General features: G+C 39.5%; 15 protein-coding genes, 2 tRNA genes and 1 other annotated feature. Of the genes, 15 read left to right on the plus strand and 2 right to left on the minus strand.

Annotated elements, in window-relative coordinates:
* Positions 1 to 134 precede the first annotated feature (134 nt).
* A tRNA-Thr gene (locus CUS89_RS15215) sits at positions 135 to 207 on the minus strand.
* Between the two features lie 200 nt (positions 208 to 407).
* Here CUS89_RS15215 and CUS89_RS15220 point away from each other — a divergent pair.
* The 4 genes from CUS89_RS15220 to CUS89_RS15235 all read left to right on the plus strand — a co-directional run bounded on the left by CUS89_RS15220 (position 408) and on the right by CUS89_RS15235 (position 3,753).
* A tRNA-Asn gene (locus CUS89_RS15220) sits at positions 408 to 481 on the plus strand.
* A 164-nt stretch (positions 482 to 645) separates the two neighbouring features.
* Positions 646 to 1,974, plus strand: a complete 1,329-nt coding sequence (locus CUS89_RS15225; RefSeq protein WP_023519252.1) for a C1 family peptidase — start codon at positions 646 to 648, stop codon at positions 1,972 to 1,974.
* Between the two features lie 181 nt (positions 1,975 to 2,155).
* Complete coding sequence (locus CUS89_RS15230; protein ID WP_019723571.1) at positions 2,156 to 2,989, plus strand: fructosamine kinase family protein; 834 nt, start codon at positions 2,156 to 2,158, stop codon at positions 2,987 to 2,989.
* 14 nt (positions 2,990 to 3,003) lie between these two features.
* Positions 3,004 to 3,753, plus strand: coding sequence for an acyl-ACP thioesterase domain-containing protein (locus tag CUS89_RS15235; protein WP_104872724.1), 750 nt, complete (start codon positions 3,004 to 3,006; stop codon positions 3,751 to 3,753).
* Positions 3,754 to 3,947: 194 nt separating this feature from the next.
* Here the strand turns inward: CUS89_RS15235 and CUS89_RS15240 are convergent, their stop codons facing one another.
* On the minus strand, positions 3,948 to 4,916 hold the full coding sequence (locus tag CUS89_RS15240) for an asparaginase (protein WP_104872725.1): 969 nt from the start codon (positions 4,914 to 4,916) through the stop codon (positions 3,948 to 3,950).
* A 143-nt stretch (positions 4,917 to 5,059) separates the two neighbouring features.
* Between CUS89_RS15240 and CUS89_RS15245 the strand changes: the two genes are divergently transcribed.
* The 11 genes from CUS89_RS15245 to radC all read left to right on the plus strand — a co-directional run bounded on the left by CUS89_RS15245 (position 5,060) and on the right by radC (position 18,702).
* Entirely contained in the window at positions 5,060 to 5,893 is an 834-nt protein-coding gene (locus CUS89_RS15245; RefSeq protein ID WP_104872726.1) for a DUF72 domain-containing protein, read from the plus strand.
* 124 nt (positions 5,894 to 6,017) lie between these two features.
* Positions 6,018 to 6,857 (plus strand): Cof-type HAD-IIB family hydrolase, encoded by an 840-nt coding sequence (locus CUS89_RS15250; RefSeq protein ID WP_104872727.1) that lies wholly within the window; start codon positions 6,018 to 6,020, stop codon positions 6,855 to 6,857.
* Between the two features lie 31 nt (positions 6,858 to 6,888).
* Positions 6,889 to 7,443, plus strand: a complete 555-nt coding sequence (locus CUS89_RS15255; protein ID WP_104872728.1) for an HAD family hydrolase — start codon at positions 6,889 to 6,891, stop codon at positions 7,441 to 7,443.
* A 202-nt stretch (positions 7,444 to 7,645) separates the two neighbouring features.
* Entirely contained in the window at positions 7,646 to 9,367 is a 1,722-nt protein-coding gene (locus tag CUS89_RS15260) for a septation ring formation regulator EzrA (RefSeq protein WP_104872729.1), read from the plus strand.
* Between the two features lie 200 nt (positions 9,368 to 9,567).
* Positions 9,568 to 10,710 (plus strand): cysteine desulfurase family protein, encoded by a 1,143-nt coding sequence (locus CUS89_RS15265; protein ID WP_104872730.1) that lies wholly within the window; start codon positions 9,568 to 9,570, stop codon positions 10,708 to 10,710.
* Positions 10,711 to 10,729: 19 nt separating this feature from the next.
* A complete protein-coding gene (gene thiI, locus CUS89_RS15270) occupies positions 10,730 to 11,941 on the plus strand; it encodes a tRNA uracil 4-sulfurtransferase ThiI (RefSeq protein ID WP_071867019.1) in 1,212 nt (403 codons plus the stop codon).
* A gap of 261 nt (positions 11,942 to 12,202) precedes the next feature.
* Positions 12,203 to 12,856 carry a redox-sensing transcriptional repressor Rex gene (locus CUS89_RS15275; RefSeq protein WP_010736081.1) on the plus strand — a complete coding sequence of 218 codons (654 nt, stop codon included), beginning with the start codon at positions 12,203 to 12,205 and terminating at the stop codon, positions 12,854 to 12,856.
* A 103-nt stretch (positions 12,857 to 12,959) separates the two neighbouring features.
* Positions 12,960 to 13,172: a binding site (T-box leader), on the plus strand.
* Between the two features lie 47 nt (positions 13,173 to 13,219).
* Complete coding sequence (locus tag CUS89_RS15280) at positions 13,220 to 15,865, plus strand: valine--tRNA ligase (protein ID WP_104872731.1); 2,646 nt, start codon at positions 13,220 to 13,222, stop codon at positions 15,863 to 15,865.
* 124 nt (positions 15,866 to 15,989) lie between these two features.
* Positions 15,990 to 17,303 carry a bifunctional folylpolyglutamate synthase/dihydrofolate synthase gene (locus CUS89_RS15285; protein WP_104872732.1) on the plus strand — a complete coding sequence of 438 codons (1,314 nt, stop codon included), beginning with the start codon at positions 15,990 to 15,992 and terminating at the stop codon, positions 17,301 to 17,303.
* On the plus strand, positions 17,293 to 17,946 hold the full coding sequence (locus CUS89_RS15290; RefSeq protein WP_104872733.1) for an HAD family hydrolase: 654 nt from the start codon (positions 17,293 to 17,295) through the stop codon (positions 17,944 to 17,946). The genes CUS89_RS15285 and CUS89_RS15290 overlap by 11 nt, the downstream gene beginning before the upstream one ends.
* Before the next feature lie 63 nt (positions 17,947 to 18,009).
* Positions 18,010 to 18,702, plus strand: coding sequence for a RadC family protein (radC, locus tag CUS89_RS15295; RefSeq protein ID WP_010736077.1), 693 nt, complete (start codon positions 18,010 to 18,012; stop codon positions 18,700 to 18,702).
* Positions 18,703 to 18,747: the final 45 nt, after the last annotated feature.

Consider the following 18,747-nt stretch of genomic DNA (forward strand, 5'->3'; position numbering starts at 1 on the left):
CGAGTCCTACTGCCGGAGTACTTGAAACACAACAGATCCTGTTGTGTTTTTTTATTGTCTTTGAAAGGAATCAATAAGCTCTAAAATACAGGAGACACAAAAAAGACAACGTCTAAATAACGTTGTCTTACGAAAGCCACTTGACGGGCTTGAACCGTCGACCTCTTCCTTACCATGGAAGCGCTCTACCAGCTGAGCTAAAGCGGCATTTTTTACTACCTAAATAGGATAACTAATTTATGGTCATTTGTCAATAACTTTTCTGTGTGAACAGACGACATTTAAAAGAAATTGAGTTGTTTTTCACAAATATAAAATAACGATGGTTAATTAGTAATTATTTAAAAAATCGAAAAAAAGTATTGCGTTATATGATGAAAATTGATATTATATTTATGTAATTTGATTCCGGCATAGCTCAGTTGGTAGTAGCGCATGACTGTTAATCATGATGTCGTAGGTTCGAGTCCTACTGCCGGAGTAATACAAAAGGTCTAGGAGAGTTCTCCTAGACCTTTTTTGTTTTTCAATGTAAATATGCAGATTGAATCGCATGATTGTTCTGAATTTTCAGAATAGCACATTGTAATTCGAAGGGTTAAAGAGTAAAATGGAGATATATTTTCAATCGGGAAGGATGATTAAATGAACGCGATTACACCAGATATGACAAAAAAATTTGCCGATCAATTTCAAACGAATAAAAAGCAACAAGCCTTACAAAATGCTGTTGTAAAGAATGGGATCACAGCTTCAGCAGAAAATATTGCTTCACATACAAAAAACACACCGGTATTTTCTGTAGATCTAGCGACTGGGAAAGTCTCAAACCAAAAACAATCTGGCCGTTGCTGGATGTTTGCGGCGTTGAATACATTCCGTCACAAATTGTTGAATCAATTCCACTTAAAGGAATTTGAATTATCACAAAATTATACTTTCTTTTGGGATAAATACGAGAAAGCAAACTATTTTTATGAAAATATTCTCGCAACAGGCAATGAAGCATTAGACAGCCGTAAAGTCGCTTTTTTACTAGCTGTTCCTCAACAAGATGGTGGACAATGGGATATGATCGTATCATTATTCCAAAAGTATGGTGTCGTACCAAAATCAGTGATGCCAGAAAGCGCGAATAGTTCAAATTCTCGTGATTTGAATAACTACTTGAATAAATTATTGCGTAAAGACGCTGTCAAATTACGTCAATTGGTGGCTGAAGGAAAAACAAATGAAGAGATCCAAGTAGAAAAAGAAAAGATGTTAGCTGGGATCTATCAATTTCTAACAACCTCTTTAGGCACTCCGCCAACTGAATTTGATTTTGAATACCGAGATGAAGAAAAAAATTACCATATCGATCAACAATTGACTCCACAAATGTTTTACGATAAATATATTGGTGTGAATTTAGATGATTATGTAAGTATCATCAATGCACCGACCGCAGACAAACCGTATGATCGCTCTTATACAGTTGAAATGTTAGGGAATGTTGTCGGAGGAAAAGAAGTCAAATACCTTAATGTTGATATGACAACGTTTAAAAATTTAGCGATCGCTCAACTGGAACAAGGAGAATCTGTATGGTTTGGTTGTGACGTTGGTCAATCTTCTACAAGAGATAGTGGCATCATGGCAACAGATGTTTATGAGATGGATGAATTATTCGATTTAGATTTTTCTATGACGAAAGCAGAACGTTTAGATCATGGCGAAAGCTTGATGACTCACGCGATGGTCTTGACTGGTGTCGATTTAGTTGATGGGAAATCAACTAAATGGAAAGTCGAAAACAGCTGGGGAGAAAAAGTCGGAGATAAAGGGTTCTTTGTGATGAGTGATGAGTGGATGGATGAATATACGTATCAAATCGTTGTCCGCAAAGATTTATTGACGGAAGAACAACTGGCCGCATTTAATGCTGAACCAATTTTATTAGCTCCTTGGGACCCAATGGGGGCATTAGCTTAATTTCAATATCAATCAAAACAGATACAGAGACTTGATAGTTTTCTGTATCTGTTTTTTGTTGATTTCTTGATTTCAGGATTTTATAAATACCTGTGTTATACTTTAAAATGATATAGGAGTTGTTGCGGGTGTACTTGATCGATGAATGATCGATCTTGTGAAATAGCAAGGAGGAGTGAAAATGGATATCCAAGAAGTGTTAACAGAGATTCGTTTAAGTGGTAAGGTGATACCGATTACTGGGGGAGATGTGAATCAAAACTATCGAATTGAAGAACAGCAAAAATCCTATTTTCTAAAAATCCATCCTCATGTGACCAAACGCTTTTTTGAAGCAGAAGTGGATGGTCTGAAAGAACTTGCACCACATGTACGTGTACCTGAAACTTATATGTTAGGCGAAACAAATGAAGGTGCCTATCTATTGATGGAATGGATCGAACCAGGGAAAGGTGATCCTCGAGAACTGGCAAAAGACCTAGTAAAGATCCATCGTTCGACTGCTCCCCAGTTTGGTTTTCGCAAGGACAATTATCTAGGCAGTTTACCACAGCTCAATACATTTGAAGAAGATTGGTGGACCTTCTTTTTCAAAAATCGCTTGGAGGCTCAAATCGACATTGCGGAGAAAAACAATCGATGGAATGAAACACGTGAAAAAGAGTATCAGCGGTTAAAAAAAGAACTACTAAATCGTGACGATCATCGAAAGATTACGCCTAGCCTCTTGCATGGAGATTTGTGGAGTGGTAATGTTTTCTATGATAAACAAGGAAGACCAGTGTTTATCGATCCAGCAGTTTCTTATGGAAATCGTGAACAAGATATTGCGATGAGTCAGTTGTTCGGTGGCTTTCGTCCTGAATTCCTGGAAGCTTACCAAGAAAGCTGGCCATTGGAAGAGGGCTGGGAGAGTCGTTTACCACTTTATCAACTCTATTACTTGTTGGCGCATCTCAATATGTTTGGAGAGAGTTATGGGACACAGGTCGATCATATATTAATGAAGAAGTAATTGGAGGTTTTCTTTTGGCACAAAAATATACAAAAAAACATGAAGTATCTTATTATGAATGTGATATCAATAAAACAATGACTTTTCCGTCCATGCTAGGTGTGGTCATCAAGACTTCGGAAGAACAAAGTGATCATTTGGGCCGAGGAACCGACTTTGTCAGTAGCTTTGGCTTAACTTGGGTAATCACGAACTATTCGATGAAAATCAATCGCTTGCCTCATGTTGGTGAAAAAATTGCTATTACTACACAAGCGATGCAGTATAATAAATTCTTTTGCTATCGTAATTTTTGGATCCACGATGAAGAAGGAAATGAATTAGTTGAAATCGAATCTGTCTTTGTTTTGATGGATCTAGTGAACCGTAAGATGAGTAGCGTGAACGAAGAAATCATTGCACCTTTTGAAAGCGAAAAAATCAAGAAAATCAAACGACAAGAAAAAATCGAGCCAATCGAATCTGGCTTGATGTTGCCATATCGTGTTCGATTTTATGATATTGACAGCAATCAACATGTGAACAATGCGATGTATTTCAACTGGATCATTGATGTTTTAGGTTATGATTTTCTGACAACACATACACCTAAACATGTGTTGATCCGCTTTGATAAAGAGGTTGAATATGGCAATGAGATCGAGAGTCATTATGAACAAACAGTTTCTGGAACAGAGGTAAAAACGAGACATGAGATCAGAATGCAAGAGCAACTTTATTGTGCAGCGAATATCTTATGGGAGAAAAATGAGGAAACAAAATAAATCGAGTGAGACAAGATTGTGACATGTTTTGCTTTGATAAATAAGCGCGAAAAACCGAAAATTGTTCTTTCAATTTTTGGGTTTTTCGCGCTTATTTTTGAAGGAGTTACATTCGGAACTCCGTTTATCGAGGATGTGGTTGAAGCGTGTATTCAGTTTTCGACATGATAAGATGCCCCATCTTACTCGCTTTTTTATTGTGTCATAAATTTGATCAGATTTTCTTCAGATAAGCCACCGTTGATGGCAATCAAAAGTTTTAGTCTAGCTTTTTGACTATTGATACTATTACAAAAAATAACGCCCATATTTGCGAGTTCTTTTCCGCCACCTTCATAATCATAAACGGGTTCAGCGATTCCGTTGAAGCAACGAGAAACCAAGACTACTGGTATTTTTTGGATCAAGAGTTTCTTTAATGCTGTTAATGCTTGCGGAGGGAGGTTCCCAGCGCCTAAAGCTTCAATGACCAGACCGTCGACTTTCGAATGGGCAAGTGCTTCTAATAAATCACCTTGCATACCCGCATAGGCTTTGACGATCGGGATCGTACCTTTGACTGAAGTGATATCTAGTCTTTGAGTTTCAAGTAATTCTTGCATAAACAATATACGATTTTTAGTGATCAAACCGATTGGCCCTAATGTAGGGGTACGAAAGGTAGCGACATTAGTTGTATGGGTTTTAGTGACATAACGTGCTGAGTGGATCTCATCGTTCATCACGACCAAAACGCCTTTGTCTTTTGCTTCATCACAACTTGCTACACGAATGGCACTTTCAAAATTATATAGACCATCGCTACCTAGCTCATTACTTGAACGCATCGCTCCTGTCAAGACGATCGGTAACTTATCGCCAATCGTTGAGTCTAGAAAAAATGCTGTTTCTTCCAACGTATCTGTCCCATGAGTGATCACGACCCCTTGGATGTCAGAAAGAACGGCTTGGTTGATTCTTTCTTTAAGTTGTAACATATGTTTAGGCATGATGTGTGGGGAAGGAAGATTAAAGATATCTTCCATGATCAAATCAACATTTTCTGGAATCGTTACTTCTGCATCTAATAGTGGGTTCGCCACATCTGGACTTACGCCACCTGTTAAAGAATTTTCTTTCATGGCGATCGTACCGCCTGTGTGTAAGATAAGAATTTTTTTCATTTTCAGAACTTCCTCACGAATAATTTTGCATAGGGTTTCTAGCTTATTGTATACTATATAAAAGAGTTTTGCTATGAATGAATCAAACGGAATAACTTGAACAAAAAGATAAAATGAATTTAAACGAATGGAAGTGATTCGCCGTGATCAAAGTTGGCTTGACTTCATTTAAAGAACATGACAAATTAACAGGAAAAAAGAATAATACTCTTTACGATTATGCGAGTGTCCTTTCATTAGTCGAATTAGATACCGCCTACTATGGCATCCCCAGAAAATCATCTGTGGAAAAGTGGGTGAATGAGGTGCCGGCAGCTTTTCGTTTTGTGATAAAAGCCTATCAAGGAATCAGTGGTCAAGGTGACTGGCAGAAGTATTATCAATCTGAAGAAGAGATGATCGCACGCTTTTTAGAGGTGATGGCACCGATGAGTGAAACAGGAAAACTCTTTTGTTTTTTAGTTCAATTTCCAGCTTCATTTAAATGTACTAAAGAAAATGTCGCTTATTTGAGAAAACTAAGAAAATGGTTCAATGGCTATCCGGTAGCTATTGAGTTACGTGATTATTCTTGGTATAGCGATCAATTTCTGTCACGCACGAGACAGTTTATGACTCGCGCAATGTTTTCCTTAGCAATCATCGATGAACCACAATTACTGAACACGACGATCCCATTTGATCCTTATGTGACAAATTCGGAGTTTACACTTTTTCGCTTTCATGGAAGAAATGAGCAAGGTTGGCAAGCAAATGATCAGGATTGGCGAAAAAAAAGAACGTTGTATCGGTATTCTGAAGAAGAGTTACAGGAATTAGCAGCAGCCATCAAAAAAGTAGAAGGGTCAACGAAACATGTTGGGGTGATCTTCAATAATAACTCTGGTGGAGATGCGGCTGAAAATGCCTTGGCATTACAAAAGATCTTAGGGATCGAACCAGATGAGCTAAATCCAAAACAAATCGATTTGTTTTGAACACTCGACTTCTACAAAAGTTTAACCCTATAAAAAGCAGTAAGTTTGTCTTACCAATAAGAAATGCAACTGTTCGACTAGCAACTTTTTACTAAATAATAATCGAAAGAGGTGATGGAACGACATGATCAAAGCAGTTTTTTTTGATATCGATGGCACATTAGTCAACAACCAAGCAAAAGCGTTGGCTTCAACTAAAGATGCGATTGATCAATTACAAAAAAAAGGCATATTATGTGGTGTTGCCACTGGGCGTAGCCCTGTAAGAATCAAAGAAGTGATCGATGAACTTGAACTAGATATGTTCGTCGTCTACAATGGTCAATTAGTCTTTGACCGTGATCAAACGATCGTCGACCATCCTTTTGATAAAACAGTATTAGCGGATATCGTCCACTTTTCGGATGCCCATCACCGACAAATCATTTTTGGTGGGCGAGATCAATTAGATGGTTCAACGACGATGATGTTAGGTCAATCGATCATCATCAAAAAAATAGTCAACCACTTACCAAAAAAATTCCCTGTACGTCTATTGAAAAAAATCTTACAAGTGTTCAGTCCTCACCGACAACGAAAACGGTATGAAACATTAGCGATATTGAATGAGCCGATTTATCAATGCATTTTATTAAGCCAAACATCTGAGCAAGAAAAACTCATCCAACGATTCCCTGAATGTTCGTTCCAACGCTCAAATCCTTATACGGTCGATATTATTCCTAAAGGGGGGTCCAAATTGTTAGGAATCCAACAATTTGCGACAAGTAAAGGAATTGCATTGTCCGAAATCATGGCGTTTGGCGATCATTACAATGATGTTGAAATGCTAAAAGGAGTAGGAATCGGTGTTGCAATGGGCAATGCGCCAACTGGTGTGAAGCAGCAAGCGGATTTTGTCACGGCATCAAATGAAGCGGATGGTATTTATAAAGGATTGAAGCATTTTGGGGTAGTCGATTGAATATGTGTCAGTTAGGAGGAATACATTCAATATGGAACCAGAAACACCTTATCAAAAAGTAGAACAATTCCATCGGACGTTCGATCCAAGAATACCAGAGAGACCCACTGCGTTTACAAAAAAACATGCAGATGACCGAGCGGGTTTTAAAATCGAAGAGTTAGTTGAGTTTGTGGCGGCAGCCAGTGACGGTGATGCTGAAAAATTGCATGATTCCGTCCAATACTTGCATCATGCACTTGATCAAGCAGAAAAAAAGATTCTCACAAAACAAAATTGGGGAGAGGAAAGTCTCGTCGAGCAAGTGGATGCGCTGACTGATTTGCTTTATTTTACGTATGGTTCCTTTTCTTTGCTGGGCGTAGATCCTACGAGGATTTTTGATATTGTCCATCAAGCGAATATGGGAAAACTATTTCCAGATGGAAAACCTCACTACGATCCTGTTACAAACAAAGTATTGAAGCCGGACAATTGGCAAAAGGATTTTGCGCCTGAAGAAAGGATCGCCAAGGAAATCAAGGAACAAACGAAGAAGGCAGAACAAGCAAAGTTTGCCACAGAAAATCCTTCAACGAATCCTTGAAATGGTTTGCTCATTTAGTTGGTAGAAAGATGTCAAAAAAGATTTTTTACGTAGGTAGTGTATGACTGAACAGAGTATGTTATAATATAAAATAGATGTCTTTTTGCACGAAAGACGTATTTACAATGTTATGCAAATCAGATTCGTCTGATCATAAACAAATAGAGACAGTAGATGCATATTGAAAACGGAGGAACCTTAAATGGGAAATAATGTTATCATCGGGATCGTCATTGCAATCATTATAGTCGCCATTCTGGCTTTTTTGGTTAGTTACGTAATGAAGAAAAAAAACCAAGATCGATTGGACGTCTTAGAAAAACGCAAGGAAGAATTATTCGACTTGCCTGTGATTGAAGAAGTTGACGATGTCAAAAAAATGCATCTAGTGGGGCAAAGCCAAAATACCTTTCGTGAATGGAGTCAAAAATGGAATGACATCTCTACCTCATCATTTGCCGAGTTAGAAAGTCAGATCTTTGAAGTCGAAAATCTTAACGAGAGCTTTAGATTCTTAAAAGGGAAAAAAGCAGTAGAAGAAGCCGAAGCAACCATGAACCAAATGGAAAAAGAAGTTGCGGAGATTCGTGATGGCTTAAAAGAATTGCGTGAAACAGAAGAACGTAATTCCTTAGCTGTTCAACAAGCTTTAGACGTTTATGAGGAACTAAAAGCAACGATCCGAGAAGAAGAACAGCAGTACGGTCCAGCTTTACCTGAGTTACAAAAACAAGTGAAAACGATTGAAAATGAGTTTACACAATTTGTTACGTTAAATACTTCAGGTGATCCAGTGGAAGCCCGTGAAGTGCTGGATAAAGCGGAAAAACACACGTATGAAGTAGATGCGTTAATGAAAAAAATCCCGCCATTATTTGAAGACTTGAATACGACTTTCCCGGCGCAAGTGGAAGAGATCCAAGAGACCTATGACCGCTTGATCAAAGAGGAGTATGTTTTTCCAGAAGAAAACCTGTCTGGCGATATCGAAACGATCAATCGTCGAATCGAACGTTCGTTGATCAATATTGAGAAAACGGAAGTTGAAACTGTTGAATTTGAAAATCGTGAAACGGCTAATCTGATCGATGCATTATATGATATTTTAGAACGTGAGATGGAAGCACAAGCATTTGTGACTAAAAATCAAGCAACGATCGAACAATATATCAAACATGCGACGAAAAACAATCGTCAATTGTTGATCGAATTAGATCATACCGCTCAAAGTTATACATTGAACCATAACGAAATCGGGCGTGTACGTGGTTTTCAAACAGAAGTGGAAGAAATCGAACGCCAAAACGAGCAAATCAAACCACAGTTACAACAACATGAAGTGGCTTACTCAGAAGTAAGAACGTTCTATAAGAAAGTCTTCAAAGTATTAGAAGATATTGAGAATCAACAGGTTGAAATCAGCGATTCTTTACACGAACTAAGAAAAGGTGAAAAAGAAGCGCAAGAAAAAATCGATACATTCGAATTTAAATTGCGCAGTCTTAAACGGTTTGTTGAAAAACAACGATTACCAGGTTTGCCAAATGATTATCTAGAGTTTTTCTTTGTGGCGACAGAACGTATCGAAGAATTGAGTACTGTGTTGAATAAGATCAGAGTCAACATGGATGAAGTCGAACGTCTTGTAGCATTATGTGAAGAAGATCTAGAGTTACTCGACAAGAAAACCCACGATCTAGTGGATGCAGCAGCATTGACCGAACAAATGTTGCAATATGCGAACCGTTACCGTCACACACATGAAGAAGTGAAAGAAGCCATTGAAAAGAGTTATTACTTATTCAATAAAGAATATCACTATCAAGAGGCTTTGGATGAGATCGGCACAGCATTAGAGCGCACAGAACCAGGTGCATTCAAACGAATCGAAGATTTTTACTTCAATCATCCTGATTTAGTATGATCACTCGATCAAAAAAGACAACACAGGCAAGTGCCGAGTGTTGTCTTTTTTTGGAAGTCATTGACTAGTAACTGTTGGGCAAGGAAATACGTTGATTCGATCGATTTTTTTATAGAGTCCAACTCGTAGAAAACGCCACTTGAAAGCACAAGGGACAACCGTTATAATAGGTAAGAATTTCAAAAAAAGAAGGTTTAAATATGATATATTTCGATAATAGTGCGACAACACCGATCTATCCGCAAAGTTTGGATGCGTATGTCAAAACAAGTCAACGGATCATCGGGAATCCATCAAGTCTACACGATTTAGGCAATCAGGCGAACCGTCTGTTGCAACAAGCGAGAAAACAAATCGCTGAACTGATTGCTGTCTCTCCTGAAGAAGTTTATTTCACGTCAGGTGGAACAGAAGGTAATAACTGGGTGCTTAAAGGAACGATGCTGGAAAAACTAGATTACGGTAACCACATGATCATTTCAGGCGTTGAACATCCTGCTGTCAGTGAAACAGCAGAGCAGTTAAAGAAACTTGGTGTCGAAGTGAGTATTGCTCCTGTCGATAAAAGAGGGATCGTCCGCGTAGATGAGTTGAAAAAATTAGTGCGGAAAGAAACGATTTTGGTCTCCGTTATGGCAGTAAATAATGAAGTAGGTACGATCCAACCAATCAAAGAAATCAGTAGTTTTTTAAATGATTTTCCTAAAATCCATTTCCATGTGGATGCGGTACAGGCAATTGGTAAGGTTCCTTTAGAGGAATGGTTGACGGAACGAGTGGATTTTGCCACTTTTTCTGCCCATAAATTCCACGGCCCTCGTGGTGTTGGTTTTGTTTATTGGAAAAAAGGCCGACGTTTAGCACCGCTGTTCACTGGAGGCGGACAAGAGAAAAATCAACGGAGTGGAACAGAGAATGTGCCGGGGATCGTCGCGATGGCAAAAGCGCTGCGTTTAGCTCTAGATATCAAAGCACAAAAACCAAACCAAACTGCCTATCTTAAACAAGCACTGATTGAAGCTTTACATACGTATGATAAAGTAACGATTTTTTCTGAAGGTGAAGATTACGCGCCACATATTTTGTGTTTTTCATTAAAAGGTATTCGTGGTGAGGTATTGGTCCATGCATTAGAAGAAAAACAAATATTTGTCTCTACGACAAGCGCTTGTTCTTCTAGAAAGCACATGGCAAGTAGTACGCTGCATGCGATGCAAGTACCCAATGATTTAGCTACTTCAGCAATTCGCGTCAGCTTAGATGAGAGCAATACGATGGCAGAAGTAGAACAATTCATGATCATCTTTAAACAGTTGTACAAGAAATTTTCAGTCATCAATTAAGGAACAGAGGAGTGTTTTTGTGAAGTACAGTGAAATCATGGTTCGCTATGGTGAACTTTCAACAAAAGGAAAAAATCGTCGAAGTTTTATTATGCAGTTGGCACAAAATGTCAGACAGGCATTGAGCGATTTTCCTGAAATCAAGATCCACGCAGAGCGTGATCGGATGCATCTACTGTTGAATGGCGTAGATGGAGACCTAGTTATCCCTAAGTTAGCGAAGATATTTGGGATCCAAAACTTTTCACCTAGCGTGCGAGTAGAAAAAGAAGTACAAAGTTTAAAACAAGCGGTTCAGGAAATCATGCAAGAAATCTATACAGGAAAAGAAACATTCAAGATCATTGCAAAACGTAGTGATCATAGTTTTGAATTGGACAGCAATGAACTAAACCAAGCTTTAGGTAATGCAGTCATTGATGTTTTTCCGGATATCCAAGTACAAATGAGAAAGCCAGATATTGCATTGCGTGTGGAAATCCGCCGAGATGGTGCGTATCTTTCCTATGAAACGATCAAAGGAGCTGGCGGTCTGCCTGTCGGTACAAGCGGAAAAGGTATGTTGATGCTTTCTGGAGGGATCGATTCTCCAGTTGCCGGTTATTATGCCATGAAACGTGGGGTAGAAATTGAAGCTGTCCACTTTGCTAGTCCACCCTACACGAGTGAACAAGCCTTGCAAAAAGCGAAAGACTTAACAGTGAAGCTGACACCCTATGTTGGTAAAATCGAATTTATCGAAGTACCGTTTACAGAAGTGCAAGAAGAGATCAAGCGAGTGGTGCCCCAAGGCTACTGGATGACGATCACACGTCGAATGATGCTTCGTTTAACAGATGAGATCCGCCGTATTCGTCATGGACTAGTGATTTTAAATGGCGAATCATTAGGGCAGGTGGCTTCTCAAACACTCCAAAGTATGGTGGCAATCAATGAGGTCACGAATACGCCGATCATTCGTCCCGTAGCGACGATGGACAAATTAGAGATCATCGAAGTGGCTGAACAAATCGATACGTTTGATTTGTCCATTCAACCATTTGAAGATTGCTGCACGATTTTTGCTCCGCCACAGCCTAAAACTCGTCCACGACTAGAAAAAGTACATCAATACGAAGAACGTTTGGATATCGATGGGATGATCGAACGTGCATTGGCAGGATTAAAGATCGAAACGATCCACACAGAAACAGCAAAAGAACAAGTAGAAGAATTTTCTGATTTACTTTAAAAGAATGAACTTGAACTTCTTGTACGAGTCGATCATTCGTAATAAAAGATCCAGTCTCAAGAAGTAGACAGGTGAAAGAAGTCGAGAAAATTGTGTAGCCTTGAGAAATAAGGCGCCATCCACGGAAATTGTAGGTCAAATTTTTGTGGATAGTGCCTTATTTTTTCTTGTTTTTCACGGAGTTAAGCTTCCTCCTATTGCGAGGTTCCTTGTTCCATGCTAAACTAAAATTATGTGAAATGATTAACAAGGAGAAACGATATGCGAGAAAAATCAGAAACGTTACCCAAAGCAACAGCGAAGCGGTTGCCTTTATATTTACGCTACTTGAACATGTTGAATGATTCTGGTGTGCAGCGGATCAAATCAAATGAATTTAGTGAGATCACACAAGTACCTTCTGCCACGATCCGTAGAGATTTTTCTCATTTAGGGGAATTAGGACGAAGCGGTTATGGGTACGATGTTCCCTATTTGATTGAAGTATTTGATCGAATTTTGAACACAGAAGAAGAAAAAAGAATCGCTTTAGTTGGTTTTGGGAATTTAGGAAAAGCATTGAAACACAATAATTTCAGAAGAAATGCAAATTTGAATATTGTTTGTGTATTTGACAATGATCCAGCCATCGTTGGAAAAGAAATCGAAGGTGTGATGGTTTATCCTATGGATCGTTTTAGTGAAATCGTTGAAAAAGAAGGAATCAAAGTGGCGATATCGACTGTACCAAGTAAGTATTCACAAGCAGCTATCGATGAAATCGTCAAAGGAGGCATTACTGCGATCTTGAACTTTGCGCCAGATCGTGTCAATGTTCCGCCACATGTTCATATGCAATACATCGATCTGACAACTGAGCTACAGACGTTGATCTATTTTGATGAAAATTATTCGCAAGTCTTTCCTTCCAAGTAAAAACTAAGTGGGAAGATCGCACAAAAAGGGAGTCTTCATGTGAATCGAACAGCGATTCGTTATGAGCTTTTATTGACTTTGGCTACTAACCATTGTAAAATGAGTCAAGATGTTGATCAAGAGGAGTAACTAGTCCGACGTTTAGAGAGAGAGAACGAATGGTGGAACGTTCTTAACGAAAGCTAGTGAAGGTAGCTTGGGAGTTTTTGTCTTGAATCGAGTAGAGATGAACGAGTAGTGATCGTTAACTCACTTTGAGAGGTAATAGGCAACTATTACAAATTAGGTGGTACCGCGTAATTTATACGTCCTAAATACGAAAGTATTTAGGGCGTTTTTTTTATTTTAAAGGAGGAAAACAGTATGACGGAAGAAAAGAATCTATCCACAAAGTACAATCCGCAAGAAGTAGAAGCGGGTCGTTATCAAAGCTGGTTAGACGAAGATTTGTTCAAACCAAGTGGTGACAAGAAAGCAAAACCTTATTCAATCGTTATCCCACCTCCCAACGTGACAGGCAAACTCCATTTAGGTCATGCTTGGGATACAACATTGCAAGACATGTTGATTCGCCAAAAAAGAATGCAAGGCTATGATACGTTATGGTTACCAGGGATGGACCATGCAGGGATCGCAACACAAGCAAAAGTAGAAGAAAAACTACGTGAGCAAGGTGTTTCTCGTTATGATCTAGGCCGTGAAAAATTTATTGATCAAGTGTGGGAATGGAAAGAAGAATATGCCGGTCATATCCGCGAACAGTGGGCAAAAATGGGCTTGTCTTTGGATTATAGCCGTGAACGATTCACCTTAGATGATGGCTTGTCTGAAGCTGTTCGCAAAGTATTCGTCAGCCTATACGAAAAAGAGTTGATCTATCGCGGTGAATACATCATCAATTGGGACCCACAAGCACGTACAGCTCTTTCAGATATCGAAGTGATCCACAAAGAAATCGAAGGTGCCTTTTATCATATGAGCTATGAATTGGCTGACGGTTCAGGTGTGGTGGAAATCGCAACGACTCGTCCAGAAACGATGCTTGGTGATACGGCGATTGCTGTTCATCCAGAAGATGAGCGTTACCAAGCATTGATTGGTAAAAAAGTCATTTTACCACTAGTGAATAAAGAAATCCCGATCATAGCAGATGAATATGTCGATATGGAATTTGGAACAGGGGTTGTAAAAATCACGCCTGCGCATGACCCAAATGACTTTGAAGTCGGTAACCGTCATGACCTACCACGAGTGAATGTCATGAATGAAGATGGCACGATGAATGAATTGGCAGGTAAATATCAAGGGATGGACCGTTTTGCAGCACGTAAAGCGATCGTTGCGGATCTAAAAGAACTTGGTCGTCTGATCAAGATCGAAACGATGATCCACAATGTTGGCCATTCTGAGCGTACGGGAGTAGTTGTTGAACCTCGTTTATCAACACAATGGTTTGTGAAAATGGCACCTTTAGCTGAAAAGGCGATCCAAAATCAAGAAACAGAGGATGCGGTTGAGTTCTTCCCACCACGTTTCAACCAAACGTTCTTACGCTGGATGGAGAATGTTCATGACTGGGTAATCTCACGTCAATTATGGTGGGGACATCAGATCCCTGCGTGGTATCATAAGGAAACTGGTGAAATGTACGTGGGCATGGAAGCACCAGCAGACAGTGAAAACTGGTTACAAGATCCCGATGTATTGGATACTTGGTTCAGTTCAGCACTATGGCCTTTTTCAACAATGGGCTGGCCTGACGAAAACAATGAAGATTACCAACGTTACTTCCCAACAAGTACATTAGTAACGGGCTACGATATTATCTTTTTCTGGGTAAGCCGAATGATTTTCCAAAGCTTGGAATTTACAGAGCGTCGTCCATTTGAGAATGTACTGATCCATGGATTGATTCGTGATGAACAAGGACGCAAGATGAGTAAATCTCTTGGAAATGGGATCGACCCAATGGAAGTCATTGAAAAATACGGTGCTGATGCGTTACGCTGGTTCTTATCCAATGGTTCAGCCCCAGGACAAGACGTACGTTTTAGTTACGAAAAAATGGATGCTTCTTGGAACTTCATCAATAAAATCTGGAACGCTTCTCGTTTCGTTATCATGAATGTTGAAGGGATGACCGTAGAAGATATTGATCTTTCAGGTGAAAAAACTGTAGCCGATCGTTGGATCTTGACACGTTTGAATGAAACGATTGCTAAAGTGACTGACTTATTCGAACAATTTGAGTTTGGTGAAGCAGGTCGCCAATTGTATAACTTTATCTGGGATGATTTCTGTGACTGGTACATCGAGATGAGTAAAGAAACACTTTACGGTGAGGACGAAGTAGCGAAACAAACGAACCGTAGTATTCTTGTCCATACGTTGGATCAGATCTTACGCTTATTGCATCCGATCATGCCATTCGTTACGGAAGAAATCTGGCAACACATCCCTCATAAAGGTACTTCTTTAGTAGTGGCGGACTATCCAGTTGTGCAACCGGAATACGATGATGAAGCAGCTTCAAAAGGGATGGAAGTACTGAAAGAATTGATTCGTTCTGTACGTAATATCCGTTCTGAAGTGAATACACCATTATCAAAACCAATCACGTTATTGATCAAAACAAATGATCCGAAGATCGATCAATTCTTAAATGAAAACACTAGCTATATCGAGCGCTTCTGTAATCCAGAAGAGTTGACGATCTCAAGTGACGTAACTGCACCGGATCTAGCAATGTCAGCGGTCTTGACTGGCGCGGAAATCTTCTTGCCTTTAGCAGGGTTGATCAACATTGAAGAAGAAATCCAACGTCTAGAAAAAGAACTAGCAAAATGGACAGGCGAAGTGAAACGTGTACAAGGAAAACTAAGTAATGAGCGTTTTGTATCGAATGCACCAGATGATGTAGTTGAAGCAGAGCGTGCAAAAGAAAAAGATTATTTAGAAAAACAAGCAGCTGTCAATGAACGTATTGCACAATTAAAATCAATCAATTAAGAAAAAAGAGAGAGAGGTGACGGAAGTTGCCTCTCTTTTTTTTGCAAAAAAGAACTCTTCTGGATTTCATTGTTTCCTATGTAAGCTTTTTTGTTATAATGAAGAGGAATGGGGGGATAACAACGTGAAAATCGAAGAAGCAATCAATTGGATCCATAGCCGATTACCATTTGGCTCACGTCCTGGATTAGACAGAGTAGAGGCCTTATTAGAGGTAGTCGGACACCCAGAAGAAAAAGTCAAAACGATCCATATTGCAGGGACGAATGGCAAAGGTTCTACAGTGACTTATTTAAGATATTTATTAGAAGAAGCCGGCTTGACAGTCGGGACATTTACATCCCCATATATCGAATCCTTCAATGAGCGCATATCGATCAATGGCCAAGGGATTCCTGATGAATCATTGATTCGATTCGTAAAGAAATATCAACCGCTAGTCGAGCAGATGGATCAATTTGAAGCAGTAGCTGGCATTACCGAATTTGAAACGTTGACTGCTATGGCATTTGATTATTTCTTGGAAGAACAAGTGGACGTCGCGATCATTGAAGTGGGATTGGGTGGTTTACTCGACTCAACAAACGTAGCGAAACCTTTGTTGACGGGCATCACAACGATCGGTATGGATCATACAGATATCTTAGGCAACACGATCGAAGAAATCGCTGCGCAAAAAGCAGGGATCATCAAGCAAAATGTGCCACTGGTCACTGGAAATATCGTACCTGAAGCCTTGGCAGTGATCGAAAAACAAGCAAAATTAAAAAATGCTACACAACACGTATGGGGAGAGGCTTATACAGTCAGTTACAAACATCCGGCAGAAGAGTGGGGCGAAATTTTTTCATTCCAAAATGAGTTTGGCAAAATCCCTAAGTTGACCATCCATATGATCGGGAGACATCAAGTCGAAAATGCTGGTATGGCGATTGAAATGTATCAAATCTATTGTGGACTGATGAATCTTCCATTCCGTGAAAAAGACGTGATCAATGGGTTGAAAAAGGCGCAATGGCCCGGACGTATGGAACGATTAAGTGAAGAACCCTTAGTGATTTTAGATGGGGCGCATAATACCCATGCGATGGCACGTTTAGTCCAAAATCTTAAACAAGAATTTAAAGGCTATCATATCCATCTTTTGTTCTCTGCTTTACGAACAAAAGAGGTTGATAAAATGTTACACCAATTACAAGAAGTACCAGATGCAACAATCTACGTCACTACTTTTGATTATCCTAAAGCAATCGAGCTGTCGGATATCCAGGCAACGACTGATGAGAAAGTTACGATTGTTTCAATGTGGCAATTTGGGCTTGCAGAGATCTTGGAGAAGATGACGGCTGAGGATGTTCTTGTAGTGACAGGTTCACTCTATTTTATTTCGGAAGTGCGACGTTTGCTTGTACAGTTGGGAGGAAAAAATGAAAGTTAATGCAGTGATTTTTGATATGGATGGCTTATTATTTGATACAGAGATCGTTTATTATGAGGCATCACAAACAGTAGCCGATCGGATGGGGTTTCCCTATGACAAAGATCTTTACTTGCGATTTTTAGGCGTTTCTGATGAAGAAGTTTGGGCGAACTACCATACTATTTTTGCAAGCTTTGGTCGAGAAACTGTCCAAAAATTTATCGACGATTCCTATCAAGAAACGCTTGATCGTTTTGCTTTAGGTCAAGTTGAATTAAAACCAGGTGTTTTAGAATTCTTGAACTTTTTGGAAGAAAAAGATATCCCAAAAGTAGTCGCATCAAGTAATCAGCGACATGTCATTGAACTGTTGCTAGAAAAAAATAATCTACGTCATCGTTTTGATACGATCGTTTCAGCTGAAAATGTCAAACGTGCAAAACCAGATCCAGAAATCTTTTTACATGCCCATGCGTTTTTAGGTACTGAAAAAGCGGAGACATTGATATTAGAAGATTCACAAAATGGTGTACTAGCAGCTTATGGTGCAGGAATCCCAGTAATCATGGTGCCAGATTTATTAGCGCCTTCTGATGAGTTAGCCGCTAAAACAACAGCGATTGTTTCTTCACTTCACGAAGTTCCGGCATTGATCAAATAAAAATAAAATAAATATCCTCCTTTTCCGTATCTTATTTTGAGCGCACGGGAAAGGAGGTTTTTTATGGAAAAAAATTTGCTTCAAACAGTACCCGCCACGTCTCTACCGAGGGAGAGAATGGAGACTTATGGAGAAGATGCATTATCAGACCAAGAGCTTTTAGCGATTTTGCTTCGGACTGGTCAGCATCCGTATAATGTATTAGAAGTTGCGGGTACGTTATTGAAGAAATTTGGTGGGTTAGCGCTCTTGAGACAAGCAACACTGGCAGAATTAGAAGCGGTTCGTGGGATTGGTCGGGTCAAAGCCTTAGAGATCAAAGCATTGATCGAGCTTGGTCGACGGATACAAGTCGATCAGTTGCGTCAAACAACGACTGTCCATGCGAGTTATGAATTGGCAAAAGAATTGATCCTAGAACTAAAAGATCAAAAACAAGAACATTTAGTTTGCATCTATCTTGATACAAAAAATCAAATCTTACTAAAGAAAACCTTGTTCATCGGGTCATTGGATCAGACGATCGCGCATCCTCGTGAAGTGTTCCATTACGCAGTCCGCTATTCGGCAGCACGGCTGGTACTTGCTCACAATCATCCCAGCGGCAACGTTCTTCCATCCAAGCAAGACATGCGATTGACACGACGCATCCAGGAATGTGGAGAGATGATGGGGATCGAGGTACTTGATCATCTGATCATTGGCAGCAAACAATACTTTAGTTTACGTGAAGAAGGATTAATGGAAAAAGAATGATGTAGCTTTCTTGCAAAAAAAAACAACCAAGTGTACAATTATAAT

This window comes from Enterococcus mundtii, assembly GCF_002947535.1.
Classification (GTDB): domain Bacteria; phylum Bacillota; class Bacilli; order Lactobacillales; family Enterococcaceae; genus Enterococcus_B; species Enterococcus_B mundtii_B.